General features: G+C 70.4%; 20 protein-coding genes. 7 read left to right on the top strand and 13 right to left on the bottom strand.

Translation table 11 applies throughout. From position 1 onward, the window contains the following. The first annotated feature begins 7 nt into the window (after positions 1–7). The 3 genes from glp to AB0N82_RS08225 are packed head-to-tail and all read left to right on the top strand — an operon-like array spanning position 8 to position 1,955. Positions 8–1,231, top strand: coding sequence for a gephyrin-like molybdotransferase Glp (glp, locus tag AB0N82_RS08215; protein WP_363390250.1), 1,224 nt, complete (start codon positions 8–10; stop codon positions 1,229–1,231). Beyond that, the gene (gene moaC, locus AB0N82_RS08220) at positions 1,228–1,722 is read left to right on the top strand and encodes a cyclic pyranopterin monophosphate synthase MoaC (protein WP_315994991.1); all 495 of its coding nucleotides are present in this window, start codon (positions 1,228–1,230) and stop codon (positions 1,720–1,722) included. Before glp ends, moaC begins: the two co-directional genes overlap by 4 nt. After that, the gene (locus tag AB0N82_RS08225; protein ID WP_315994992.1) at positions 1,719–1,955 is read left to right on the top strand and encodes a MoaD/ThiS family protein; all 237 of its coding nucleotides are present in this window, start codon (positions 1,719–1,721) and stop codon (positions 1,953–1,955) included. Before moaC ends, AB0N82_RS08225 begins: the two co-directional genes overlap by 4 nt. Before the next feature lie 58 nt (positions 1,956–2,013). On the opposite strand, the gene AB0N82_RS08230 is transcribed toward AB0N82_RS08225, so the two are convergent. From AB0N82_RS08230 to AB0N82_RS08240, 3 genes are all read right to left on the bottom strand, one after another. Further along, a complete protein-coding gene (locus tag AB0N82_RS08230) occupies positions 2,014–2,442 on the bottom strand; it encodes a molybdenum cofactor biosynthesis protein MoaE (RefSeq protein ID WP_315994993.1) in 429 nt (142 codons plus the stop codon). Then, positions 2,439–2,921 (bottom strand): MogA/MoaB family molybdenum cofactor biosynthesis protein, encoded by a 483-nt coding sequence (locus tag AB0N82_RS08235; RefSeq protein ID WP_363390255.1) that lies wholly within the window; start codon positions 2,919–2,921, stop codon positions 2,439–2,441. The genes AB0N82_RS08230 and AB0N82_RS08235 overlap by 4 nt, the downstream gene beginning before the upstream one ends. 113 nt (positions 2,922–3,034) lie before the next feature. After that, positions 3,035–4,648: an SDR family oxidoreductase gene (locus tag AB0N82_RS08240; protein ID WP_363390258.1), complete on the bottom strand. Its 1,614-nt coding sequence runs from the start codon at positions 4,646–4,648 to the stop codon at positions 3,035–3,037. A gap of 143 nt (positions 4,649–4,791) precedes the next feature. Here AB0N82_RS08240 and AB0N82_RS08245 point away from each other — a divergent pair, with 143 nt between their 5' ends. Then, entirely contained in the window at positions 4,792–6,261 is a 1,470-nt protein-coding gene (locus tag AB0N82_RS08245) for an MFS transporter (protein WP_315994996.1), read from the top strand. A 197-nt stretch (positions 6,262–6,458) separates the two neighbouring features. On the opposite strand, the gene AB0N82_RS08250 is transcribed toward AB0N82_RS08245, so the two are convergent. From AB0N82_RS08250 to AB0N82_RS08260, 3 genes are all read right to left on the bottom strand, one after another. Further along, entirely contained in the window at positions 6,459–8,369 is a 1,911-nt protein-coding gene (locus AB0N82_RS08250; protein ID WP_363390262.1) for a helicase HerA-like domain-containing protein, read from the bottom strand. Between the two features lie 10 nt (positions 8,370–8,379). Beyond that, positions 8,380–9,078, bottom strand: a complete 699-nt coding sequence (locus AB0N82_RS08255; RefSeq protein ID WP_315994998.1) for a phosphatase PAP2 family protein — start codon at positions 9,076–9,078, stop codon at positions 8,380–8,382. Positions 9,079–9,166: 88 nt separating this feature from the next. Further along, positions 9,167–10,504 (bottom strand): multidrug effflux MFS transporter, encoded by a 1,338-nt coding sequence (locus AB0N82_RS08260; protein WP_315994999.1) that lies wholly within the window; start codon positions 10,502–10,504, stop codon positions 9,167–9,169. 232 nt (positions 10,505–10,736) lie between these two features. Here AB0N82_RS08260 and AB0N82_RS08265 point away from each other — a divergent pair, with 232 nt between their 5' ends. Together AB0N82_RS08265 and AB0N82_RS08270 are read left to right on the top strand one after the other, a co-directional pair. Next, the gene (locus AB0N82_RS08265) at positions 10,737–11,444 is read left to right on the top strand and encodes a DUF3105 domain-containing protein (RefSeq protein WP_363390267.1); all 708 of its coding nucleotides are present in this window, start codon (positions 10,737–10,739) and stop codon (positions 11,442–11,444) included. Between the two features lie 2 nt (positions 11,445–11,446). Next, positions 11,447–12,118 (top strand): DUF305 domain-containing protein, encoded by a 672-nt coding sequence (locus AB0N82_RS08270; RefSeq protein ID WP_315995001.1) that lies wholly within the window; start codon positions 11,447–11,449, stop codon positions 12,116–12,118. Between the two features lie 394 nt (positions 12,119–12,512). Here AB0N82_RS08270 and AB0N82_RS08275 read toward each other — a convergent pair whose 3' ends face one another. The 3 genes from AB0N82_RS08275 to AB0N82_RS08285 form a co-directional block, all read right to left on the bottom strand. Next, entirely contained in the window at positions 12,513–13,490 is a 978-nt protein-coding gene (locus AB0N82_RS08275; RefSeq protein WP_298873750.1) for a carbohydrate ABC transporter permease, read from the bottom strand. Beyond that, complete coding sequence (locus AB0N82_RS08280; RefSeq protein ID WP_315995271.1) at positions 13,487–14,683, bottom strand: sugar ABC transporter permease; 1,197 nt, start codon at positions 14,681–14,683, stop codon at positions 13,487–13,489. Before AB0N82_RS08280 ends, AB0N82_RS08275 begins: the two co-directional genes overlap by 4 nt. Before the next feature lie 283 nt (positions 14,684–14,966). Beyond that, entirely contained in the window at positions 14,967–16,298 is a 1,332-nt protein-coding gene (locus tag AB0N82_RS08285) for a carbohydrate ABC transporter substrate-binding protein (protein WP_363390271.1), read from the bottom strand. Between the two features lie 240 nt (positions 16,299–16,538). On the opposite strand from AB0N82_RS08285, the gene AB0N82_RS08290 reads away from it, so the two are divergent. Then, on the top strand, positions 16,539–17,549 hold the full coding sequence (locus AB0N82_RS08290; protein WP_315995003.1) for a LacI family DNA-binding transcriptional regulator: 1,011 nt from the start codon (positions 16,539–16,541) through the stop codon (positions 17,547–17,549). A gap of 58 nt (positions 17,550–17,607) precedes the next feature. Here the strand turns inward: AB0N82_RS08290 and AB0N82_RS08295 are convergent, their stop codons facing one another. The 4 genes from AB0N82_RS08295 to AB0N82_RS08310 all read right to left on the bottom strand — a co-directional run bounded on the left by AB0N82_RS08295 (position 17,608) and on the right by AB0N82_RS08310 (position 24,706). Then, entirely contained in the window at positions 17,608–22,230 is a 4,623-nt protein-coding gene (locus AB0N82_RS08295) for an ExeM/NucH family extracellular endonuclease (protein WP_363390275.1), read from the bottom strand. Between the two features lie 310 nt (positions 22,231–22,540). Further along, a complete protein-coding gene (gene rplL, locus AB0N82_RS08300) occupies positions 22,541–22,927 on the bottom strand; it encodes a 50S ribosomal protein L7/L12 (RefSeq protein WP_055956082.1) in 387 nt (128 codons plus the stop codon). Positions 22,928–22,965: 38 nt separating this feature from the next. Continuing rightward, a complete protein-coding gene (gene rplJ / locus AB0N82_RS08305) occupies positions 22,966–23,481 on the bottom strand; it encodes a 50S ribosomal protein L10 (protein WP_058232707.1) in 516 nt (171 codons plus the stop codon). A gap of 445 nt (positions 23,482–23,926) precedes the next feature. Next, complete coding sequence (locus AB0N82_RS08310) at positions 23,927–24,706, bottom strand: hypothetical protein (protein WP_363390280.1); 780 nt, start codon at positions 24,704–24,706, stop codon at positions 23,927–23,929. Between the last annotated feature and the right edge of the window lie 75 nt (positions 24,707–24,781).

Genomic DNA, 24,781 nt, shown 5'->3' on the forward strand with positions numbered 1-24,781 from the left:
GGCCCCGATGACCGAGCTGCGCACCGTCGAACAGCACCGCGACCGCGTGCTCGCCGCCGTGTCGCTCCTGCCCGCCGAGAGGGTCGCCCTCGCCGACGCGGCCGGACGCACGCTCGCCGAACCCGTTCTCGCGGCGCACGATCTGCCCGGCTTCGACAACTCGTCGATGGACGGTTTCGCCGTGCGTTTCTCCGACGTCGCGGGAGCGGATGCCGACAACCCGGCGACCCTTCGAGTGGTCGCCGATCTGCCCGCCGGCACGACCGACGACCCCGCGCTCGCGCCCGGTGAGGCCGCCCGCATCATGACGGGAGCGCCGGTCCCCGCCATGTCCGACGCGATCGTGCCGTTCGAAGACACCGCGGGCGGCCTCGCCGACTCGCTGGGCACCGTGACCGTGCGTCGCTCCCCCGCCGGAGAGGGGGCGTTCATCCGCCGCCGGGGCGGCGACAGGCGCGCCGGTGACACGGTGCTCTCAGCCGGGGAGCGTCTCGGCCCCTTCGCCCTCGCCGCCGCGGCCGCCGCCGGGGTGGATGCCGTGAGCGTCACCCGCCGCCCGCGCGTCGCCGTGGTGTCGACCGGCAGCGAGCTCGTGGCGCCGGGCACCGCGCCCGGCAGAGGGCAGACCCCCGACTCCAACGCCACTCTGCTCGCGGCGCTCGTCGACGGCGCCGACGCCGACCTCGAATTCGTCGACCGCGTCGGCGACGATCCCGCCGGCATCGAGACCGTGCTCGACCGAGCGTCGCGCGCCGACGTCGTCGTGTTCACCGGCGGGGTCAGCGCCGGCGCCTACGAACCGGTACGCCTCGCCCTCAGCGACCGCATCGCGTTCGAGAAGGTGTCGATGCAGCCCGGCAAGCCGCAGGCGTTCGGGGCACTCCCCGACGGACGGCTGGTGTTCGGGCTGCCCGGCAACCCCGTGAGCGTCGCCGTCTCGTTCGAGGTCTTCGTCCGCCCGGCGCTGCTGGCGCTGCAGGGCCGCGCGGTCATCGATCGACGCCTCGCCCGGCTCACGGCATCCGAGACCTGGACGACACCGCCCGGCCGACGGCAGTACCTCCCCGCGGCGGTCGACCTCGTCGCGGGCACCGTCCGCCCGGCCACCGCCGGCGGCTCCGGCTCGCACCTCGCGGCCTCTCTCGCCCGTGCCGAGGCGTTCGCGATCGTCCCGGCCGAGGTGTCCACCGTGTCGGTGGGCGACGTCGTCGATGTCATGCTGATCCCATGACCTTCACCCACCTGGATGCCGCGGGCCACGCCCGCATGGTCGATGTCACGCAGAAACAGCCCACCGTCCGCACCGCCACCGCACGCGGGTTCGTGCGCTGCGCGCCCGAGGTCGTCGCGGCGCTCCGCGACGGCACCACCCCCAAGGGCGACGTGCTCGCCGTGGCGCGGATCTCCGGCATCCAGGCCGCCAAATCCACCCCCGCACTGCTCCCCCTCGCTCACGTCATCGGGGTGCACCGCGCCTCGGTCGACCTCCGGATCACCGACGCCGGCGTCGAGATCGAGGCCACCGTCGGCACGGCCGACCGCACCGGCGTCGAGATGGAGGCGCTCACGAGCGTCTCGGTGGCAGCCCTCGCGGTGGTCGACATGGTGAAGGGTCTGGACAAGGGCACCTCGATCGAGAACGTGCGCATCGTGTCGAAGACCGGCGGCAAATCGGGCGACTGGCATCGTCCCGGCGAGCCCGGCACGGCGGTGACCGCATGAGCGTGCGGGTGCGCTACTTCGCCGCGGCCGCCGACGCCGCGGGGACCGACGCCGAGGACCGCGCCGAGCCGACCCTCGCGGCACTGCGCTCCGGGGTCGTCGCGGATCACCCCGCTCTCGGCGGGATCCTCGACCGCTGCGCCGTGCTCGTCGACGGCACCCGTCATGACGACGACGCCGCGCTCGACGGCGTCACGCACGTCGACGTTCTGCCGCCCTTCGCCGGGGGCTGAGCCCGCCTCGCCTCACCTCGGCTCGAGGCGCGCAACCGGCCCCGGCGCCCGGCCGTCTCTAGCCGCCCAGGCCCTTCCACTCCGTCGTGCCGTCGGCCTCGACCTGCCGCTTCCACACGGGCAAGTCGGTCTTGATCGTCTCGATGACCGTGCGGCACACCTCGAACGCGGCAGCCCGGTGACCGGATGCCACGGCGATGACGACCGCGGCCTCGCCCACCTCGAGTCGCCCGACACGGTGACTGACGGCGACGATGGCGTCGGTGCCGGCGGCGGCGTCGGCGGCGATGCGGTGCAGGGTCTGCTCGGCGTCGGGGTGCGCGCTGTACTCCAGGGCGACGACGGCATCGGAGGCGTCGGGATCGGTGTCGCGCACGCGACCGACGAAGGTGGTCACGGCCCCCGACGAGGAGTCCTCGACGGCGTCGAGGTGCAGGTCGAGGTCGAGGGGCTGCTCCGACAGGCGGGCGATGCGGACGGCGCTCATGAGTGGTCTCCTCCGGCGAGCTGGTCGAGGATGTGCGGGGCGAGCTCCGAGACGACGGCTATCCCGGATGCCACGGCACGCGTCGATCCGGGGAGATTGACGACGAGGACACCGGGGTCGACGATCCCGGCCAGCCCGCGCGAGATCACCGACAGAGGGGTGTCGGCGAGTCCTCGACGGCGCAGCTCCTCGGCGATCCCGGGAAGCTCGCGGTCCAGGACGCGGCCGGTGCCCTCGGGCGTGCGGTCGGTCGGGGCGATCCCGGTGCCGCCGGTGGTGACGATGAGCCCCGGCCCCTGGTCGACGAGGTCGCGAAGAGCGGACTCGACGCTGTCGGCCCCGTCGGGCACGACGAGGGGCTCGTCGCAGGAGAAGCCGGCCTCCTGCAGCAACGACACCGCGAGCGGACCCCCGCGGTCTTCGCGCAGTCCCGCGGCGGAGCGATCGGAGACGGTCAGGACGCGGGCGTGATGAGGCACGTGGTTCAGCCTAGGCCGCCGTCGTGGGGATGGGCTCTCCGGCCGCGCCGCCCCGGCGGCTGCATCGCGCCCCCGTCGCGGCCTGACCGTCGTCCGCGCTCACGGGCCCCGCCTCACGCCGAGGGGGCCGCGGTGGTCTCGACCTCGGCGATCTCCGGGGCGATGCGTCCCGCTTTCGCCTTCGGCGCGAGGTCCTCCCGCTGCACGTGCTCGGCGGCCGCGGTGATGCGCCGCGCCATGCCGCTGAAGATCAGGCCGTGGAACGGCAGCACCGAGAGCCAGTAGAGGCGACCGGCGAGGCCCGTGGGGAAGAACAGTGCGCGCTGGTCGAAGCGAGCCCCCTCACCCTCCGGCGTGGCGCGCAGTTCGAGCCACGCTCCCCCGGGCACCTTCATCTCCGCCCGCAGACGCAGCAGGTGGCCCGGCTCGATGGCCTCGACCCGCCAGAAATCGAGCGCATCGCCGACGGTGACGACCGAGCGACTGCGCCGACCGCGGGCGAGGCCGACCCCGCCGACCAGCCGGTCCATCCAGCCGCGGATCGCCCACAGCAGTGGCGACGAGTACCACCCGTTCTCGCCGCCGATGCCCTCGATCACCGACCAGAGCTGCGCGGCGCTGGCCTTCGTGGTCATCGTGCGGACATCGGTGTAGACGAGCCGCCCCGCCCACTCGGGGTCGCTCGGCAGCGGGTCGCTCGGAGCGCCCGACACCTCGGCATCCTGCCAGCTGGTCTCGATGGCGTCGTCGTTCACGCGGCCGAGCGCCCGACGCACGGCCTCGCGATACGGCAGCAGGCCGCCCTCGGGGCGCGGGACGAGATCGTCGATCGCGCGGTCCTTCACGACGCAGTCGTTCTGCAGCGACTCCACCAGCGGGCGCGCGATCGACTTCGGAATCGGGGTGACGAGGTTGACCCAGTGCGAGGCCAGGCGCGGGGTGAGCACGGGAAGAGAGGCGATGGCCCGCTGCGGGAGACCGGCCTCCATGGCGTAGCCGTTCATCATCTGCCCGTACCGCAGAACGTCGGGCCCGCCGATGTCGACGGCGCGGTTGACGTTCGGCGCGACGCGGGCGGCTCCGAGCAGGTAGTGCAGCACGTCGCGCACCGCGATCGGCTGGATATGGTTGCGCACCCATTTGGGCGCCGGCATGTACGGCAGCACGTCGGTGAGGTGGCGCACCATCTCGAACGACGCCGAGCCCGACCCGATCACCACGCCGGCCTGCAGCACGAGGGTCGGCACCCCGCTGTGCAGCAGGATGTCGCCCACCTCCACCCGCGAACGCAGGTGCGCCGACAGGGTGGCGTCGTCGGGGTGCAGGCCGCCCAGGTAGATGATGCGCGACACGGATGCCGCGGCGGCGGCGGCGGCGACGGTCTGCGCGGCGACGCGGTCGGTCGCCTCGAAGTCGCGCGCGCTGCCCATCGAGTGGATGAGGTAGTAGAGCACATCGACGCCCTCTACGGCGGCGCGCACGGCCTCGCGGTCGGTGGCGTCACCGGCCGCGATCTCGACCTCATCGCCCCACGGGAACGCTTCGACACGGCGCGGATCCCGCGCGAGGACGCGCACGCGGTAGCCCGCCGACAGCAGTCGGGGAACGAGCCGTCCGCCCAAGTAGCCGGTCGCCCCCAGGACGAGGGCGCGGGGGGCCGACCCGTCGGGTCGGGGCTGCGCGACGAGGGCGGGTTCGCGGCCGGTGGGGGCGGAGAGCTCGGTCATGCCCGACACGGTACGCCGGGCCTCCGACATCTCCGGGGGCTTGACGAGAGGCACCGTGCGGTCGGCGGCCACGGCCGGTAGCACCACCCCTCGCGCAGCGCGCGGACTGGAAACGCGGACGCGATGGGGGTAACGGTAGAGGGATGAACGAGAAATCCCCCTCGGCATCCGGAGCACCCCGGCTCGAGGTCGACGACGTCATCGTCGTCGACAAGAAGCGTGTGCGCACCGCGATCGGCGGCACCGTCGTCGGCAACTTCATGGAGTGGTTCGACTTCGGCATCTACGGCTACCTGGCCGTGACGCTCACCGCTGTCTTCGCCTCCGACGTCCCCGCCCCGTGGGGTCTGCTGGTCACGCTCCTCGGCTTCGCGATCTCCTTCCTCGTCCGCCCCTTCGGCGGCTTCGTGCTCGGGCCCCTGGGCGACCGCATCGGCCGGCAGAAGGTGCTGTTCCTCACGATGGCGATGATGGCCACGGCCACCGCGCTCATCGGCATCCTGCCCACCTCCGCGCAGATCGGGCTGTGGGCGATCATCCCGCTGTACCTGTTGAAGATGGTGCAGGGCTTCTCCACCGGCGGAGAGTACGCCGGCGCCACGACGTACGTGTCGGAGTTCTCCCCCGACAAGCGCCGCGGCTTCTGGTCGTCGTGGCTCGACGTCGGCTCGTACGTCGGCTTCGCCGCGGGCGCGTCGGCGGTGGCGATCACGACCGCGATCACCACCTCCGTCTCGGGCGAGAACGCCATGACCGAGTACGGATGGCGCATCCCGTTCCTCCTCGCCGTCCCGCTCGGCATCGTCGCCATCTACTTCCGCCTCCGCATCCCCGAGACGCCCGCTTTCGAGCAGGCCGGGGCGGTCGAGGCCGACGCCGACGACCCGATGGCCCGGCAGGGGCTCGTGGGCATCGTGCGCCACCATTGGAAGGCGCTGCTCATCGGCATCGCCCTGGTGGCCGCGACGAACACCGCCGGCTACGCCCTCACGAGCTACATGCCGACCTACCTCGAGAAGGAGGTGGGCGTCTCCAACCTCTCCGCCGCGATCGCGACCGTGCCGGTCCTGCTGATCATGTCGGCCACACTCCCGCTCATCGGTCGCCTCAGCGACCGCATCGGCCGCAAGCCCGTGTACGCGATCGCCGCGGGGTCGGCCCTGGTCCTGCTCGTCCCGGCCTTCCTCATCATGCAGATCGGCGAGCTGTGGGCGGTCATCATCGCGCTGTTCATGGCGGCGGTCCCGGTGGCGTTCTACGTCGCCATCTCGGCATCCGCCCTGCCCGCCCTGTTCCCCACGGCGTCGCGCTTCGGCGCCATGGCCGTCGCCTACAACGTCGCCGTGTCGCTCTTCGGCGGGACCACCCCGCTGTTCAGCCAGGCGCTCATCGATCTCACCGGCAACACACTCATGCCCGCGTTCTACATCATGTTCTTCGCCGCTCTCGGACTCGTCGCGCTGCTGTCGATGCGCGAGACGGCGAAGCGCCCGCTCCTGGGTTCCGTGCCCACGGTCGAGACCCCCGCCGAGGCCGAGGCCCTGGTGGAGCGCCAGGACGACGACCCGCTCATCGACACCTCGACGATGCCGCTGGCGATCCGCCGCTCGTGACGTGACGCGGAGGGGGCGGATGCCGGGACCACCGGCCTCCGCCCCCTCCGCGTATCCCCTCGCCGTACTCCTCGCGCGCTTCTGCGCTCGGCGATCCGCCCACCCTCGGCCCGAGAGCCGCGAACCCCCCGGCCCTGCGCACCTCACCAGCTGAGCGTGCGCCGCAGCCACCGGGCCGACAGCCGACCCCGTCCCGCTCAGCGCCGACGGCTGTTGCCGAACAATCCGCGGATGACACCGTTCACGATGCTCTTCGTGGCCCCGCGCCCGAGCAGCCCGTCGAGGCCCGGGGTCGGCGCGCTCGAGCGGCTGCGAGGGGCGGCGGTGCTCTTGAGGATCCGCTCGTACTCGCGCTGCGCCTTCTTCTGCGCCTCGGCGTTGGCCTTGTCGATCGCCGCCTTCTGCTTCGCGTACTCGGCCTGGTCGGCCGCGGCCTTCTTCGCCCGCTCCTCGGCCTCGCGGGCGTCGGCGGCCGCCTGCATGCGGGCACCGAGGATCTCGCGCGCCGACTCCCGGTCGATCGGCGTCGCGTACATCGGGAACAGGGCGGATGCCGACACGGCCGAGGCCATGGCGTCCGCGGTGATCGGCGACATCGACGCCCGCGGCGCGAACAGGCGCGTCCACGCGACCGGGGTGGGGGCGCCGCGCTCACTCATCACGGTGATAACCGCCTCACCCGTGCCGAGCTCCTGCAGCACGCGCTCGAGGTCGTAGCCCGAGTCGGGGTAGGTGCGCACCGACGCGCGCAATGCCGTGGCGTCGTCGGGGGTGAAGGCCCGCAGGGCGTGCTGCACGCGCGAGCCGAGCTGGGCGAGCACGTCGCCGGGCACGTCCTTCGGCGTCTGAGTCACGAAGAACACCCCGACGCCCTTCGACCGGATGAGGCGCACGGTCTGCGTGATCGCCTCGAGGAAGGCCTTCGAGGCATCGCGGAAGAGCAGGTGCGCCTCGTCGAAGAAGAACACGAGCTTGGGCTTGTCGAGGTCACCCACCTCCGGGAGCACCTCGTACAGCTCGGCGAGCAGGTACATGAGGAACGTGGAGTACAGCTCCGGGCGCGCGGCGACGTTCGGCACCTCGAGCAGGCTCACGATGCCGGCGCCCTCCGCGCCCGTTCGCAGGAAGACCGACACGTCGAGCTCGGGCTCGCCGAAGAAGGTGTCGGCACCCGCGGCCGAGAACGCCACGAGTTCGCGCAGGATCACCCCCGCCGTCGCCGCAGACAGCCCGCCGATGCCCTTCAGCTCGGCCTTGCTCTCGTCCCCCGTGAGGTACGTCAGCACCGCTCGCAGGTCGGCAAGGTCGACCAGCGCCAGGCCCTTCTCGTCGGCGTAGTGGAACACCAGTCCCAGGCTCGACTCCTGCGTGGCGTTCAAGCCCAGCACGCGGCTGAGCAGGAGCGGCCCGAAGCCCGACACGGTGGCCCGCACCGGGATGCCGGAACCCACGTCGTCGCCGAGCGCGTAGAACTCGGTCGGGAAGGCCCGCGCCGACCACTGCTGTCCGAGCGCGGCGGTGCGGGCAGAGAGCTTGTCGCTCGGCGTGCCCGCGGCCGCCAGCCCGGAGAGGTCGCCCTTGATGTCGGCGGCGAACACCGGGACGCCGTTCTGCGAGAGCTGCTCGGCCAGCAGTTGCAGCGTGCGCGTCTTGCCCGTACCCGTCGCGCCCGCCACGAGCCCGTGCCGGTTCATCATCGCGAGGGGGATGCGCACCGGAACGGATGCCACCGGCCCGCCGTTCATGAGCACGCCCAGGTCCAGCGCCGCGCCGTCGGCCGCGTAGCCGGCGGCGATCTTCGCGACCTGCGCGTCGGTCAGCGGCGCGTCGGGTGTCGACGGTGCGGGCCCCGCCGGTGCGGGGACGGATGCCGACGCCCCGGGCGTCTCCGCAGCCGGTTCCGACGGCGCACCTCCCGCGGCCGTCGTCTCACCGCCTCCCGCGGCGCGGACCCGTGCCGCCGCGGCAGCGGCCTCCGCCGCGGCGAGGTCGGCGCGGGCACGGGCGAGTCGGAGCTCCGCTTCGGCCGCCTCGGCCTCCGCTCTGAGCCGCGCGACCTCGGCCTCGGCCGCGGCGGGGACGGAGGGCGCGTCGTCGGGCTCGCTCATGCGCGTCAGCCTACGACGACACCGCCGGTCCGGCATCCGTCTTGCGCAGGCGTCGGATCGTCAAGCGGTCCTCGTCGCGGGCACGCAGACGCGAGAACGCGGCGGCGAGGACGAAGGCGGCCCCCGCGCCCACGAGGGCCCCGCCGGCGGTGTCGGAGAGCCAATGGGCGTGGAGGTAGGTGCGGCTGAACGCCATCAGCACGACCCACGCCACACCGACGATGCGCACCCAGGCGCGCGGGAACAGCACGGCGGCCACGACGGCGATCGTCGCGGCGTTGGCGGTGTGACCGGAGGGGAAGGAGCCGTAGTCGCTCAGGATGAGGATGTCCTCGGGGCGCGCCCGCCCGAACGTGTGCTTGAGCACCTGCACGAGCAGCGCGCTGCCGACGGAGGCGCTCAGGAAGTACAGCGCCGACCACCGCCGTCGCGACAGGAACAAGGCGAGAGCGCCCAGCACCGGCACGATCAGCACCGCCGTCAGGTGTCCCCCGACGGTGTCCATGACCAGGGCGAAGACGTATACCGGCTGCGAGGGCGCGGCGGCGAACAGCTGGTTCCACCACACGTCGATCGCGAAGGGACTCGGCCCCCGGAAGAACACCCACGCCCCCAGCCCGCAGGCCAGGGCGATCAGCACCACCCCGACGACGGCGCGGAAACGCTGCGGACGCGTGTCGAGCACGTCCTCGATCGCGGTGGCATCCATCGACTCATGATGCCGCGTCGCGGGCGCGGGCGGAACGGTCGATGCGCAGACCGTCCGCCCTGCTACTGTTCGCGACTGCGCGCGGGTGTCACGGCGCGAGGCGCTCCACCGTCTTCGGGCGCACCAGCAGCCACAGAGCCAGCACCCCGATCACCGCGCACCCGACCATGACCGCGGCCATCGTCGTGGCGGTGATGCCCGAGCCCGTCGCGAGCAGGCCCACGACGGGGGAGATGATCCCCGCGACACCGAAGTTCGCCGCGCCGATGATCGACTGCGCGGTCCCGGCGGCCTTGCCGTGCCGGTCGAGCGCGAGCACCTGCGCGCAGGGGAAGGTGAACCCGCACGCGGTCATGAAGAAGAACAGCGGGATGACGGTCCCCCACAGCCCCAGGCCCAACTGATCGGTGAGCACGATGGCGCCGCCCGCGATCACCAGCACCGCCGTCGACACCGCCAGGACCCACTGCGGGCCGAAGCGCGCGGCGAGACGCGAGGCGATCTGCACGCCCACGACGACGCCCACGGAGTTGACCGCGAAGAGGACGCCGTACTGCTGCGGGTTGAAGCCGTAGGTCACCTGGAAGAGGAAGGAGGATGCCGACAGGTAGGAGAACAGTCCGCTGAACGCCATCGCGCCGATGATGAGCACGCCGATGAAGACGCGGTCGCGGAAGACGCTGCCGTAGCGCTGCCACACCGTGCTCGAGCCCGGTCCCCCGCGACGTGCCGGGGGCAGCGTCTCGGGGACGAAGAGAATCGCCGAGACGAGCATGACCGCGCCGTAGACGGCCAGCACGACGAAGATGCCGCGCCAGTTCATCACCAGCAGAAGGGCGGATCCGGCGAGAGGGGCGAGCACGGGCGCGACCCCCGAGACCATCGCCATGCGCGAGAGCATCACGACGAGCCGCTTGCCGCCGAACAGGTCGCGGATGATCGCGGCCGCCACCACGCCGCCCGCGGCCGCGCCGGCCCCCATGAGCACGCGCGCGATCGAGAGGGTGCCGAGGGTCGGGGCCAGGGCGGCGAAGATGCTCGCCGCCACGTGCAGCGCCGTCACCGACAGCAGCGGGATACGACGACCGACCTTGTCGCTGAGCGGTCCGACGATCAACTGCCCCAGGGCGAATCCGATCATCGTGCCGGTGAGGGTGAGCTGGATCGCAGCGGCGGTGGTCTGGAAGTCGGCCTCGAGCACCGGGAAGGCGGGCAGGTAGAGGTCGATCGTGAACGGGCCGAGAGCGGTCAGCGCGCCGAGGACGATGATGTACAGCACCCGGCGCGAGGCCGGGATCGAGTCGCCGGGGTGCAGCACGATGGGCGCGGTCGCGGGGTTCTTGCCCAGCGAGCGGATCGCGCCGGTGGTCGTCGGCACCGGGTGGGACGACGTCGGGATGACGGGGTGGGAGGCAGTATCGAGCACGCGTCTGGTTTCGTTTCGCAACACGGACAGCCCGGCGCGAGCCGGGCTGAGAAAAAGGGGGGATCGTCGAACCTCGAATCGATTCGACATCGTCATACTACCGTGACTCCCCCGTCGGCCACCATCCCGGCTCGGGGTTTCCTCCCAGGCCAACGGCCCATTCATCCGAATAGTCTGGACAGGTCGGCGGATGCCGATGTGTCCCGCCCCGAAGAGAGACTGAACACAGCGCATGACCTCCCCCTCCGACAAGCGAGCGAGCGGCAACCCCGCGAAGCAGGCCCAGATCGACCTCACCGTCAAGCAGCAGCGCGAGCAGAAGCGCCAGGAGAAGCTCGCCGAATACCAGAAGCAGGTCGCGAAGCGTAAGCGCGGCAAGCTCGTGTGGTGGGTCGTGGGCTCCACGGCGGCTCTCGCGGTGATCGGTCTGGTCGTGGCATCCTTCGCCTTCGCCCCGGCACCCCCCACCAGCTACCAGGCGGGCAACAGCACCGGGCGCGAGATCGACGGCGTGCAGACGTTCGAGAACCGCTCCGACCACGTGCAGGGCGCGGTCACCTACGAGCAGACGCCCCCCGCGGGCGGGCCCCACAACCCGTACTGGCTGAACTGCGGCGTCTACACCGAGCCTCAGCAGAACGAGAACGCCGTGCACTCCCTCGAGCACGGCGCCATCTGGATCACCTACAACCCGGACGAGATCGACGAGGCCGGCATCGACGCGCTGAAGGCCGTCATGCCCTCCAGCTACGCGCTGCTCTCGCCCTACCCCGGCCTCGACACGCCCGTCGCCGTGAGCGCGTGGAACCACCAGCTCAAGGTCGACGACCCCAGCGACCCGCGCATCTCCGAGTTCTTCACCGAGTACTGGCGCAGCCAGAACGCCCCCGAGCCGAACGCGTCGTGCTCCGGCGCGATCGACGGACCGGGCAAGGCCTGAACGTGAGCGACGACACCCCGGTCGCGCGTCCCGCGGTCCGGTGGGCCGTCGTCGCGCTGGTCGCCGTCGCCGTCATGGCCGTCGCCTTCGCGATCGGACGCTTCACGGCGTTCGGCGCGACGGCGGCGCCGGCCCACCCCTCCGACACCTCGGCCGAGGCCGGCTTCGCGCGCGACATGCAGGTGCATCACACGCAGGCGGTCCTCATGGCGATGGAGATCTACCGCAAGACCGCGGATGACGAGCTGCGCACCCTCTCGTACGACATCGCCACGACGCAGTCGGGCCAGCGCGGCGAGATGTTCGGCTGGCTCGTGGAGTGGGGACTCCCCCAGGCGTCGAGCCAGCCGCTCATGACGTGGATGGAGAAGTCCGACGCGCACAGCCACGGCGACACCGCCGCCAAGACGCAGGAGGAGCTGCTGTCCGAGATGGGAATGGCCACCGATGCCCAGCTCGACGAGCTGCGCAGCGCCCAGGGCCAGCCCGCGGACTGCCTCTTCCTCGAGCTGATGACCCGCCATCACGAGGGCGCGATCCCGATGGCCCAGGCCGTCATCGAGCTCGGCGACGATGCGCGCGTGAAAGAGGTCGCGGGCGCGATCGTCACCGGGCAGTCGGCCGAGCTCGACGCCATGCGCGACATCCAGTCCCGTCTGTCCTGCGCCGGCTGACCCGCGCCCGACCCGGTCCGCGCCCGCCCGCCTCCGCGCCTGTCCGGCCCTCGCCCGCCCGGTCCGCGCCCGCCCGGTCCGCGCCCGCCCGGTCCGCACTCGGCCCGCTCAGCCTCGCTCCGCGCCCGCCCGCCTCCCGCGTTGCGCCTTGCCGGTCCCTCCCCACGCATAAACGCCGTTCGTGCGCGAAAACGCGCCCTCGCACCGTTTCTCCGCAGGAATGCCGTTTACGCGCGTCCCGCCCCGCGCGCCCCGCCCGCGCCGCCGCGCGTCCCGCCCCGCGCCGCCGCGCGTCCCCGCCCGCGCCGCCCGCGTCGAGCAGCCGACGGCGTGCCGCGGACACGCAGAAGGGCACGGCATCCCGGATGCCGTGCCCTTCGCGTCGGGGCGGATCTCAGCCCTTCGTGGCACCTGCCAGCAGGCCGCGCACGAAGAAGCGCTGCAGCAGGAAGAACACGATCAGCGGCACGAGGATCGAGATGAACGTTCCCGCAGACTGCAGGAACCACTGGTCGCCCCACGTGCCCGACAGGGAGTTCAACGATTGCGTCAACGGCAACGATGACGACGGCGCGAAGATCGTCGCCACCAGCAGGTCGTTCCACACCCAGATGAACTCCAGCACCGCGAAGGATGCCAGGGCGGGAGCGGCGAGCGGAAGGATCAGGCGGAAGAAGATCTGCCCGTGTCCCGCGCCGTCGACGCGCGCCGCCTCGATGACCTCGGCGGGGATCTCGGCGATGAAGTTGTGCAGCAGGAAGATCGCCAGCGGCATCGCGAAGATCACGTGCGCGATCCACACGGTGGCGAAGCTGTGCTCCACCCCGCGCAGGTCGAAGCCCGGGAAGATCGTCACCTCGTTGATCGTCAGTCCGCGCGAGAACAGGCTCAGCAGGGGCACCAGGGCCATCTGCAGCGGCACGATCTGCAGCGCGAAGATGAAGATGAAGAAGAAGTTGCGACCCTTGAAGTCGATCCACGCGAACGCGTAGGCGATGAGCGAGGCGATCGCCAGCGCGAACAGCACCACCGGGATGGTGATGGCGAGCGAGTTGAGGAACGACTGCGCGAGCGTCAGGGCGGTGCCGCCCGACGTCAGGGCCAGACGGTAGTTCTCCAGCGTGAACGACGGGTCGGTGAAGACGGTCCACCACCCGGTCGACTGGGTGTCCGACCCCGGTCGGAACGAGGTGATGAACAGACCGAAGGTCGGGATCGTCCAGAAGAACGCGATGACGATCGCCGCGATCGTCGCCCCCTTCGAGGTCAGGCGCTTGCGCGCCATCGCCTCGTGCTTGCGGGTGTCGCGGGCGACCTGACGGGCCGAGCGGGTGTCGGTGGTGGGCTCGAGCACCACGGTGGAGGTGGTCATCGCACTTCCCTCTGCTTCCGGATCTGGCGCACGTTGAAGATGATCAGCGGCAGCACGAAGAGGAACAGCACCACGGCCAGCGCGGCGGAGTGGCCGTAGCTCTGGAAGCGCTGCTGCTGGTTGACCATCTCGAAGGCGAGGACGGTCGAGTCGTTCCGGCCACCGGTCATGACGGCGACGATGTCGTAGATCTTCAGGGCGCCGATCGCGATCGTGGTCAGCACCACGATGAGCGAGGAGCGGATGCCGGGCACGGTCACGTTGATGAACCGCTCCCACGCGCTCGCCCCGTCGAGCTCCGCCGCCTCGTTCTGCTCCGGCGGGACCGCCTTGATCGCGGCCGAGAGGATGACCATGGCCAGACCGGTCTGGCTCCAGATGAACACGACGACGAGCAGGAGGGTGTTGATCAGCGGAGAGGCCGACAGCCACGAGATCGGCTGACCGCCGAAAGCGGTCACGATCGCATTCAGGATGCCGAGCTGGTCGCCCTGGCGGAAGTCGTAGACGAACTTCCAGATGATGCCCGCACCCACGAACGAGATGGCGAACGGCATGAAGATGAGCACCTTGAGGTACTTCTCCCCCGCCGCGCGGTCGATGAAGACGGCGTAGGCGAGACCGATCGCGGTCGCGATCGTCGGGGCGAGCAGCACCCAGATGAGGGTGTTGATGACCGACCAGAAGCCCTCGGGGTTCGTGAAGGTCCAGATGTAGTTCTCGAACCCGACGAAGTTGTCGCCGGTCTTGTCGAAGAACGACTGGAAGAAGGTCGTGATGGCCGGGTAGACGAGGCCGATCAGCAGCAGGATCGCGGCGGGCGCGGCGAAGAGGATGAGCTGAAACAGGTACCCCGCGCCCTGGCGGGAGCGGTAATCGGCGTAGAAGAGGATCGCGCCGAGGAGCACCGCGATGCCGAGCACGTAGATGACCGCGTTCTGGTACGGACGCAGCAGCATGAAGGCGAGGATCGGCACGGCGAAGCACGCCGCGAGCCGCAGCCAGAAGTAGCCCTTGCCCGAGCGGGGCGCGTATTCGATGAGGAGCAGGAGCAGGCCCACGACCGCTCCGAAGACCACGAGGACGAGCGGGATCTGCACGATCGGGCTGAGCCCGCCGAGCCAGATGAAGAAGCTGTTGAGGGAGAAGCCGAGTGTGGTCGGCTTGGTGTCGGCGGGGGCGCGCGTCACCATGAAAAGGAAGAGCGCCACCACGAGGATGAGCCCCACGACGACCACGAGCAGCGTGGTGCGATTCGCGGCCGCGGAGCCGCGTGACGCGGCCTTGCCCCGGCCGGTCGGCGGGGGCGACGCCGCCGGCGTCGTCTCCGCGTTCTTGATATCGGTCATGACGTCCCTCCCGAACACGCCTTCGTGCTCATCGATGAGTGCCCGTGTGGTGCTTGGGGCGGAATATGAGTATGGACCGGATGGGCCGCCCGCGTCGCGGGCGGCCCATCCTTTTCGATCGGTTCGATCAGTTGTCGTAACCGGCCTGGATGTTGCTGAGCACCTCGTCGGTCGGGGTGCCGTCGATCCAGCTGACCATGCCCTTCCAGAACGACCCGGCGCCGACGGTGGCCGGCATGAGGTCGGAGGCGTCGAAGCGCAGGGTGGTGTTCGGGTCCTGCAGCGTCTTCATCGCCTCGGTGAGGAACTCGCTGGACGCGAGCGAGGGGTCGGCGCCCTTGTTGGCGGAGATCACACCGCCGAGCTTGACGCGGGCGTCGGCGAACTCGGGCGTCGACATGAACTCGACGACCTTCTGCACGCTCTCGTCCTCGGAGAAGGCGGCGACGAATTCGCCGCCACCCTCGACCGCCAGCTCGCCTTCCTTGACGCCCGGGAGCAGGAACGCGTACACGTCGCCGTCGGGGGCGATCGTGGGCGTCTGGCCCGCTGCGTTCGTCACGGTGAGGAAGTTCGCCGAGAGGAACGACGCCTGGTGCGTCATCGGGCAGCTGCCGTCGGCGACCTTGGCCGCGACATCGGCGAAGGCGGTGGAGTTGATGCTCTTGACGTCACCGAAGCCGGCGTTGACGTACGAGGGGTTGAGGAGGATCTCCCCCACGGAGTCGAAGGCCTGCTTGATCTGCGGGTCGGTGAACTTGACCTCGTTGGCGACCCACTGGTCGTACACGTCGGGGCCCGACTGGCGGAGGACCATGTCCTCGATCCAGTCCGTTCCCGGCCACCCGGATGCCGCGTCGGAGGCGAAGCCGGCGCACCACGGGGCCGCGCCGGTCTTCTGCTGGATGGTCTGGGTGAGCGTCATCAGCTCGTCGAAGGTCTTGGGGACCTCGACGCCCCACTCCTTGAACTTCGCCGGCGAGTACCAGACGTAGCCCTTGAGGTTGGCCAGCATCGGGGCGGCGTAGAAGGTGCCGTCGTCGGTGCCGTAGGACTTCCAGTCCTCGCCCCAGTACTCGTCGACGTTCGACGAGACGGCGTCGGACGCCTTCTGCACCTCGCCGGTGCCGATGAGCGTCTTGAGCAGACCCGGCTGCGGCACGATCGCGATGTCGGGGGCGTCGCCACCGGACACCTTCGTCACGATGTTGCCCTCGAAGCTCTTGTCGCCGGTGTACACGACCTTGATGCCGGTGTCCTGAGTGAACTGATCGAAGCTCTGGTTCAGCGCGTCGGCCTCGGTACCGGTGATGCCGCCGGCGATGCGCACGGTGGTCTCTCCGCTGCCCGATCCGCCCGATCCGCTGCTGTCACCCTCGGCGCAGCCCGCGAGAGCGATCGCTCCGACCGCCAGCAGCCCGACGGGAGCCAGCAGGCGATACCGCTGTGACATACCCATGTGGTCTCTCCTCTTTGAGTTCGGTGGTGCATCGGACCCTGTCGGGAACCGATTCCAGGCAACCGTAGAGGCAATCCACAAGACTTGCAACACGAGTCAGGTTACGAACCGATAACACGCGAAATGACGCGGAAGGATGGCATTTCACCCTGCCGGAACCGGTTCCAGATTCGTCGAATATCGGATACTCTTCTTCGACGTCGACACAGACGTCGACACGTCACGAGGAAGACCCTGCGCATGAGCGGAATCGCCGATGTGGCACGCCTGGCCGGCGTGTCGAAGTCGACGGCGAGCCGCGCTCTCACGGGCGGCGGCTACGTCTCCGACGGCACACGGCGGCGCGTCGCCGACGCCGCGGCATCCCTGGGGTACGTCCCCTCCACGAGCGCCGTGAGCCTGGCCACCGGGCGCACGCGGACCATCGCGCTCATCGTCCCGAAGGTCAACCGCTGGTACTTCGGCTCGATCGTCGAGGGCGTCGAGCGCACGCTCATCCCGCTCGGCTACGACGTCACGCTCTACGTCGCCGAGCCCGGCTCGCGCGACCGCGAGAGCCTGTACTCCACGTACCTCGCGCGAAAGCGCTTCGACGGCATCATCGCGGTCGCGCTCGAGCCCGACGACGCCGATCTCGAACGCCTCGCCAACATCGGCAAGCCCGTCGTCAGCATCGGCAACGCCCTCTCCGGCGTCCCGACCCTGGGCCTCGACAACATCGCCATCACCCGCATCATCACGCAGCACCTGATCGCCCTCGGGCACACCGACATCGCCTTCGTCGGCAGTACTCCCCCCACCGACGCCCCGGCCAAAGACGTCGACGAGCGCTCGATCGGCTACCGCAACGCGATGAACGACAACGGTCTCGCCGTGCGCATCCGCAACGTGCCGTCGACCCTCACCATCACCGATGCCTACGCTGCCGCCGCGTCGTTCCTCGCCGACGCCGCCTCGCGCCCCACCGGCGTCGTGGCCGCCTGCGACGAGGTCGCCATCGGCGTCATCATCGCCGCGCGGCGCATGGGCATCTCGGTACCGACCGAGCTCAGCGTCGTCGGCATCGACGGTCACGATTACGCCGAGATGTTCTCGCTCACCACGATCGAGCAGTTCCCCCAGGCCCAGGGCATCGAGGCCACCCGCATGCTCGTGCGCATGATCGAGGGCGCCGGCGAGGTGCCGCGGCGCACCGAGGCCGACACCCGTCTGGTCGTGCGCTCCACGACCGCTCCCCCGCGCTCCGCGTGAATGACGCGGACCCCGGATGCCAGGCGGTGGCATCCGGGGTCCGCGTCGTCGGTGCGGGTCAGTCGCTCTGGCGGGCCGCCCGTCGACGCGCGACGACACCGAGTCCGAGCAGCGCGAGAGCCGCGAGCACTCCGGCACCCATCCACCCCGTGTCGGCTCCCGTGACGGGGAGCGCCCCGCCCCGGCCGTCGCCCTCGCCCTGGTCGGTGCCACCGCCCGAACCAGAACCCGAACCGTCGTCGCCCGCGGCGGCACCGACCTGGAACGGAACCGTGACGTCGGTCCCGCTCGGCTCCGCGACCAGCTGCAGAGCGATCGCGCCCGTCGCGTCGGCCGGGACCGCGAGGCTCACCGCGGCTGAACCGTCCGCGACCGGGAACGCGGTCGGCTGAGCTCCGGCCTGCGCGCTCCACGACGCCGACACCGAGGTGTTCGCCGGAGCGCCGAGCGAGGTGAGGTCGAGGTCCGAGACGATCACGGTGATGTCGTCTCCGGCGGCGACGTCCGCGGGTGCCCCGACGAGCTGGACCGCACGGGCGGTGAAGTCCGGCACGAGACCCGGGTGCGCCTGCAGGTAGGCGATCCACCCGTCTCGGTCGATCAGGCCCGAGTCGCGCGTGTCCGCCCCCTCGCCGAGAGCGTCGAAGGCGTCGCCGCCCTGGAGGAGGAAGCTGAACGAGCCGACACGGTACGACGCCGCGGGGTCGACGGCGGCACCGTCGATCCAGATGCCGGTGATGCGCTGCCCCGGTCCCCGAGACGCGTCATAGGTGACGCGCACGTTGTCCGAGAGACCCAGCGCCAGATCCCGGTCGCGGCCGGCCGTGTCGCCCCACTGCTGCTCGAGAGCGACCCGCAGCTGCTCACCGGTCAGCGTGGTGGTCCAGAGATTGTTCACGAACGGCAGCACCGCGTTGGCCTCGGCCAGCGTGATGACGCCGTCGTCGCCGAAGAGCAGGTCGGCGCGCAGACCACCGGCGTTCACCACCGCGATCTCGGCTCCCCCGCGAGCGGGGTCGGCGAGGGTCTCGCGCAGCGCGTCGGCGACGAGGCCACCCAGGGCGGACTGCTTCGACCGGTCGTCGCGCTGACCCCCGGTGTAGACGCCGTCGACGTACGACCCGCCCCGGAAGGCGGTGGTGATGTCGGCCGTCACCGATCCGACCGGCTGGGCGCCGACGCGATCGGCTTCGGCGCGCGCGAGCGTCACGATCCGGTCGACCTCGGCGACGCGCGGGTAGGTCGCGATCAGCTCGGCATCCAACGCGGCACTGTTCTCCGCGGTCTCGTCCGGCTTGTCCGGAACCGTCTCCGCCGCGAGGCGGGCGACGTTGCGCGCGGAGGAGGCGAGCACATCCCCGCTCTCACGATCGACCGTCAGCACGATCTCGCCGATGTTCTCGCCGTAGCTCCCGGTCTGGACGATCGGGCGCGTACCCTCCTCGCCGGGGATCGGTGCATTCCACGCGTACTTCTGGTGGGTGTGACCGGTGAAGATCGCGTCCACCGCGGCATCCGTCTCGTTCACGATCTTCGCGAACGCACCGCCCGCCGCGACGGCCTCCTCGAGGGTCTCGCCCGTCGCATCCCCCTCCGCCGCGCCCTCGTGGTACTGGGCGACGATCACGTCGACCTGGTCCTCGATCTCGCCGACGACCCGGTTCACCTCGGCGACGGGCTCGCGGAACTCGATGCCCTCGATTCCGCCGGGCGAGACGAGCTGCGCCGTCTCCTGCGTCACGGCGCCGATGACACCCACGCGCAGCCCGTCGACCTCGAAGACCGCGTATTCGTCGAGCAGCGGCTGCCCGTCCTTGTACACGTTGGCCGCCAGGTACGGGAAGTCGGCCGCATCCGACACGCGGCCGGTCAGGTCGTCCGCGCCCTTGTCGAACTCGTGGTTGCCCGTGGCGGATGCCGCGAGCTCGAGCGCGTTCAGGACCTCGATGGTCGGCTCGTCGTCGAAGTACGCCGACGCGAACAACGAGGCGCCGATGTTGTCGCCGTTGGAGAGGAAGAGCGTGCCGTCCTCGCCGGCTTCCGCCCGCAGCTGCTCGATGGTGCCCGCGAACTTCACCGTGTTCGCGTCGATACGACCATGGAAGTCGTTGATGCCGAGCAGGGTGAGATCGGTCGTCTGCGCGCCGAGGGCGAGTCCGACGACCACCGGGTCGTGATCACTCGAACGGTAGGGAGACTCGTCGTAGAAGTTCAGCGCGTTGTAGTTGTAGCGGCTGTACTCGAGGGCGAGGGCCTCGACGGCGTTGATGTTCCAGATGTCGACGCCCGTCACCAGCTCTCGCGCCGAGGGGGAGGCGAGCACGTGGTCGAGTGAACCCGACTGCCCGCTGAACGAGTACGAGTATTTGCCCGTGCCCCCCTCGAGCGGCTCGAAGCCGAAGGAGCGCAGCGTCTGGATCGGGTCCTCCTGCGTGTAGGCGTTGAAGTCGCCGAGCAGGAAGACGTCATCCGTTCCCACCGCGGCCGACCGCTCCTCCGCGAAGGCACCGAGGGCCTGCGCCTGACGCACGCGGTCGCCGTTGAAGGCGCCCTGGATGCCGTTGGCGTTGTCGCCCGTCGCCGCGGGGCGGCTGTCGCCCTTGGACTTGAAGTGGTTCACGATCGCGAGGATCTTGGCATCCGCGTCGTCGACGGGGGCGAACGCCTGAGCGAGAGGCTGCCGGGCGTTCGCGAACGCCGGGTCGTCCAGGATGACGCTGTCGCCGACCGGGGCCACGACGGCCTTCTTGTAGATGAACGCGGTGCGGATGACGTCTTCCGACGCCGGAAGGTCCGCCGGCGAGGGCACGAAGGTCCAGGCGTCCGACCCGAGCGCGTCGTTCAGGGCGTCGACGAGGGTCGAGAGGGCGTCGTCGCGGTCCTTGCCGAAGACGGCCGAGTTCTCGATCTCCTCGAGCGAGACGACGTCGGCGCCGAGGCCGTTCACGGCGGCGACGATCTTGGCCTGCTGACGTTCGAGGTTCGCCGCGTCGGCCGCGCCGCGGGGGCCGGGGGCGGGGCAGGTGTCCGCCGTGATCGGGTTGCCGTCGCGGTCGTCGTAGGTCGAGGTGCACCCGACGCTCTCCGCCGTGGTGGTGAAGTAGTTGAGCACGTTGAAGCTCGAGATTTTCACCGAGCCGCCGACCGCCTCCGGGGCGGTCGTGCGGGTGTTCGCGAAGGTCGCGGGCTGCACGGTGTCGGCGTTGTCGACGGTCAGCTGCTGCGTCGGCTGGAATTTCCAGGCGTTGTTGCGGTAGTCCAGGATCACCGGTCGCGTGAAGGTGACGGGGGCGCCGACGCGGACCGGGTCGGTGAGCGAGACGTACGGAAGCGGCACGTCCTGCGCCGTCCGGAGGAAGTCCAGCGATGCCCCGTCGTCGAGCACGACCGCCCGGGCCTTGTTGTCGGCGACGGCCGCGACGTACTCCGGGGTGTCGGGACGCGCGACGTCGGTGGGCGTGCGCAGCGGCGTCGTACCGGCGGCGAGCCCGACCTCGGCGTACTGGTTGGTGGAGTAGGTGTTCGTGACGGTGAAGTCGCCCTGCGGTGCGAGGAGCATGCCCTCGAAACGCTCGCGCTCCTCGTCGGTCTTGGGCCACGCGATCTCCGCGGGCGCGACGTCGTCGGCGGGCTCGGTGAGGATGCGCACGCTCGCCGCGTCCGTGGTGAGCTGCGTCTGTCCGTAGTACTCGTCCGCGGTCCCGGTCACCTCGACGTGGTCGCCGAGGGAGACGGATGCCGCGGCGGCGGTGCCGTAGACGAAGATCGCGTCCGAGGCGGTGTGGGAGGCCTGGTCGATGGCGCCCCCGGTTCCCTCCGTCTGCAGGAAGAAGCCGTTGTATCCGCCGGTGGGGTAGGCGGCGGTCACGACGCCGCGGGTGGTAACGACGGTGCCGGCGAGGGGCGTGGTCGCTCCGGTCCCCTGGATGTCGCGGATGGGCGTGACCTCACCGGGGACGGGCGTGCTCGGCTCGGGCGACGGCTCCTCGGTCGGCTGCGGCTCGGGGGCTGCTCCCCCGGATCCCTGCGGCGTCACCGTGGCGGTGTTGGCGAAGTCGGCGGAGTTGTCGTCGGTGTCGACGAAGTCGGTGCGCACGAGCGCATTCGGCGTGCCGTTCGGGCCGTCGACGACGGCGGGGGCCGTTTCGAAGCTGACGCCGGCGCCGTACCCGAGGAAGTCGACCACGCGGTCGTCGTCGACCGACCCGGCGGGCAGGGCGAGCGGCTCCGCGACGTTCGCGAGGAAGAGCTGGCCGGTCGTCCCCGACGGGTTCAGCCCCGTACTGGTGGCGTCGGCGGCCGGCAGCGGTGCTCCGACGTCGCCGTTGCCGTTGCCGGGGAGCGCGATGAGGTAGTAGCCGCCCGCGGAGATGGATCCGCTCAGGGCCTGCGTGTTCGCACCGGTGGGGGCGTCGATGCTGGCGGCGGAACGGTACTGCAGTGACCAGCCGCTCAGGTCCTGCGCGGTGTCGCCGGCGTTGTACAGCTCGACGAACTTCTGCGCATAAGGGGCGCCGGCGCTCCCGCCCTTGAGATAGGCCTCGTTGATCACCACCCTCGCACCGTCGGCCGCGAAGGCGGGCAGGGGGACGAGGGCGGAACCGAGCAGAGCGGCACCGAGGGCGGCGCTGAGAGCGGTCGTGAAGCGGCGTGCGGGCACGCCGGATGCAGCGATGGGCATGGGTCTCCAGGTACCGACGCACGAACGAACGTGTGAACGAGAACGACGTCGGATGGGGGGATCGACGGGGGGTGTTCTCAACGACCGTAAACGATGCCCATACGGTTTTCCCAGACTCCTTTCGTTTCGATCCGGTGAACTCCGGTTCCCCGACCACCGGAACCCCGTCTCATCCCGTGCACGGTGGAGCCTGTCACGCCGCTCGTGCACGGAAGGTGCGCACCCGATCAGGACGCGGAAACGACAGGACCCCGGATGCCGATCGGCATCCGGGGTCCTGTCTGTCGCGAAAGCGACGGTGTGTCTGAAATTACTTCAGGGTCACCGTGGCGCCGGCGCCCTCGAGGGCCTCCTTGGCCTTCTCGGCGGTCTCCTTGTTCGCGCCCTCGAGCACGGCCTTGGGAGCACCGTCGACGACGGCCTTGGCCTCGCCGAGGCCGAGCGAGGTGAGCTCGCGGACGACCTTGATGACCTGGATCTTCTTGTCGCCGGCGGCCTCGAGGACGACGTCGAACGAGTCCTTCTCCTCGACCTCTTCGGCGGGGGCGGCGCCACCGGCGGCGGGGCCGGCCACGGCCACGGGGGCGGCGGCGGTGACGTCGAAGGTCTCCTCGAACGCCTTGACGAACTCGGACAGCTCGATGAGCGTGAGCTCCTTGAACGCGTCGAGCAGCTCTTCGGTGCTGAGCTTAGCCATGTTGTATCTCCTTGATCGGGTTAATCAGCCGGGCCGGGTCAGGCCGCGGTGTCCTGCTTCTCGCGCAGCGCGTCGACCGTGCGAACGGCCTTCGACGGAAGCGCCTGGAAGACGTATGCCGCCTTGGTCATCGTCGCCTTCATCGCGCCGGCGAGCTTCGCCAGCAGGACTTCACGGCTTTCGAGATCGGCGAGCTTGTTGACCTCAGCAGCGGTCAGGGGGGCGCCATCGAAGTAGCCGCCCTTCACCACGAGCTGAGGGTTAGCCTTGGCGAAGGCACGCAGGCTCTTCGCGACGGCGACGGGGTCGCCGTGCACGAACGCGATGGCAGACGGGCCCTTGAGCTCGTCGTCCAGTCCCGTGACCCCCGCGTTGGACGCGGCGATCTTGGTCAGCGTGTTCTTCACCACGGCGTAATCCGCGTCCTGACGGATGTCGTTGCGCAGCTGCTTGAGCTGGGCAACCGTCAGACCGCGGTACTCGGTCAGCAGAACGGCGGTCGAGTTCTCGAAGTTCTTCGTGAGCTCGGCGACCGATGCATCCTTCTGCGCCATGGCCACTCCTTGTGTGTACGAGGCGCTCCGCGGAGGCGGGGCGCCGGCCGAAGACACCGGGGTCCAGACAAAAAAGAAGAGCTCCGGCGCAGGCGCACGGAGCTCGAGGAGAGTTTCGTTTACCTGCGTAGGTCCTCTGCTTCTCAGCAGACGCTTCGATCGGAATGCGAGCACTCCGATGACCGACGGTCTTTGGCTTGACCCCTACTGTACCCGATCCCTCCCCGCCCCGCGAATCCGCCCGCCCCGCCCCCCACGCGCCCCGCGCCTCACCCCCACGCCCCGCGCTTCGCCCCCGCGCCCCTCTGCCCGGCCGCCTGCCGACCCACCGAAACACTCCGCTTTCCCCGAGATGACCCGCGATTCGCGCGAAAGTCGCGTCATCTCGCGTTGTCGCGTCATTTCGCGGCTTCGCTCACGCCCGCCCAGCGAGCCGGGGTGGAACTCAGCGGGGAGGGTGCACACCGAACGCGGCGAGGCGCGCGGCGAGCACCTCGGGGGTGCGGATGTCGCCGAATCCGCTCCGGCACAGTCGCCACTGCGTCGTCCCGCGGATCCAGTCCTCGCGGCGCTTCTCGTCGAGCACCACCGACTCGGCGGAGCGACCGCCGCGCAGAGCGGCATCTCGGTACTTCACCTCGCCATCGAACTCGAAGAAGGTCTTCACCTCGGCCAGCGCGATGTCGACGAAGAAGTCCGTACCGCGCGGTCCGGCGACGGGGACCTGAAGACTGATGTCGCGGAACCCGATGCGGTGCAACTGCAGCCGACTCACGCTCTCGCCGGGGAGTTCCGCGCGACCGTCGGCGAATTCGACGACCCACCGCGCCTGACGGATGCCGCGCCGACCGGCAGCGCGATCGATGCGCTCTCGCAGGCGCTGACGCCACCGCTCCTGCGCTCCGGCGTCGAAGCGTCGAGAAGACATCACCTCCCGTCGCAAAGCCGCATCGGCGCACGCAACAGCCATCTCCAGGGGCGCGGTTCGCGCGACGTCGAAGACGGTGCGATCGAGACTCGTGCACGAGATGCCGTCGACCACCACGACGTCCGTCGCCGGCAGCGCGTCGAGGTGACGGCGAAGGCCGGGGCGGCTGGATCCTCCACTCTCGCCTGCCAGCGTCACCTCGACCTCGCGGTCGCGGAAGCGGTACTGCGGGAGTCCGTGGACCACCGCCGCCGACAGGTGCGAGACGACCGCAGACCCTCCGCGTGCGGACCACATGGCCGCATCGACGGCGACCCGATGCCGCTCAGCGGGACGCCGCCCGAGATACGCCACGCGATCGACGTAGACACC

The sequence above is a fragment of the Microbacterium sp. NPDC089186 genome, assembly GCF_040685115.1.
GTDB lineage: Bacteria > Actinomycetota > Actinomycetes > Actinomycetales > Microbacteriaceae > Microbacterium > Microbacterium galbum.

Bases quoted from the DNA above. Each gene is read 5' to 3' on its own strand.
- AB0N82_RS08310 (WP_363390280.1), bottom strand. From the start codon at position 24,706: ATGTGGTCCGCACGCGGAGGGTCTGCGGTCGTCTCGCACCTGTCGGCG.
- AB0N82_RS08225 (WP_315994992.1), top strand. From the start codon at position 1,719: ATGAGCGTGCGGGTGCGCTACTTCGCCGCGGCCGCCGACGCCGCGGGG.
- AB0N82_RS08230 (WP_315994993.1), bottom strand. From the start codon at position 2,442: ATGAGCGCCGTCCGCATCGCCCGCCTGTCGGAGCAGCCCCTCGACCTC.
- glp (WP_363390250.1), top strand. From the start codon at position 8: ATGACCGAGCTGCGCACCGTCGAACAGCACCGCGACCGCGTGCTCGCC.
- AB0N82_RS08240 (WP_363390258.1), bottom strand. From the start codon at position 4,648: ATGACCGAGCTCTCCGCCCCCACCGGCCGCGAACCCGCCCTCGTCGCG.
- moaC (WP_315994991.1), top strand. From the start codon at position 1,228: ATGACCTTCACCCACCTGGATGCCGCGGGCCACGCCCGCATGGTCGAT.
- AB0N82_RS08250 (WP_363390262.1), bottom strand. From the start codon at position 8,369: ATGAGCGAGCCCGACGACGCGCCCTCCGTCCCCGCCGCGGCCGAGGCC.
- AB0N82_RS08255 (WP_315994998.1), bottom strand. From the start codon at position 9,078: ATGGATGCCACCGCGATCGAGGACGTGCTCGACACGCGTCCGCAGCGT.
- AB0N82_RS08280 (WP_315995271.1), bottom strand. From the start codon at position 14,683: ATGGTGACGCGCGCCCCCGCCGACACCAAGCCGACCACACTCGGCTTC.
- AB0N82_RS08245 (WP_315994996.1), top strand. From the start codon at position 4,792: ATGAACGAGAAATCCCCCTCGGCATCCGGAGCACCCCGGCTCGAGGTC.
- AB0N82_RS08295 (WP_363390275.1), bottom strand. From the start codon at position 22,230: ATGCCCATCGCTGCATCCGGCGTGCCCGCACGCCGCTTCACGACCGCT.
- AB0N82_RS08275 (WP_298873750.1), bottom strand. From the start codon at position 13,490: ATGACCACCTCCACCGTGGTGCTCGAGCCCACCACCGACACCCGCTCG.
- AB0N82_RS08285 (WP_363390271.1), bottom strand. From the start codon at position 16,298: ATGGGTATGTCACAGCGGTATCGCCTGCTGGCTCCCGTCGGGCTGCTG.
- AB0N82_RS08290 (WP_315995003.1), top strand. From the start codon at position 16,539: ATGAGCGGAATCGCCGATGTGGCACGCCTGGCCGGCGTGTCGAAGTCG.
- rplL (WP_055956082.1), bottom strand. From the start codon at position 22,927: ATGGCTAAGCTCAGCACCGAAGAGCTGCTCGACGCGTTCAAGGAGCTC.
- AB0N82_RS08265 (WP_363390267.1), top strand. From the start codon at position 10,737: ATGACCTCCCCCTCCGACAAGCGAGCGAGCGGCAACCCCGCGAAGCAG.
- rplJ (WP_058232707.1), bottom strand. From the start codon at position 23,481: ATGGCGCAGAAGGATGCATCGGTCGCCGAGCTCACGAAGAACTTCGAG.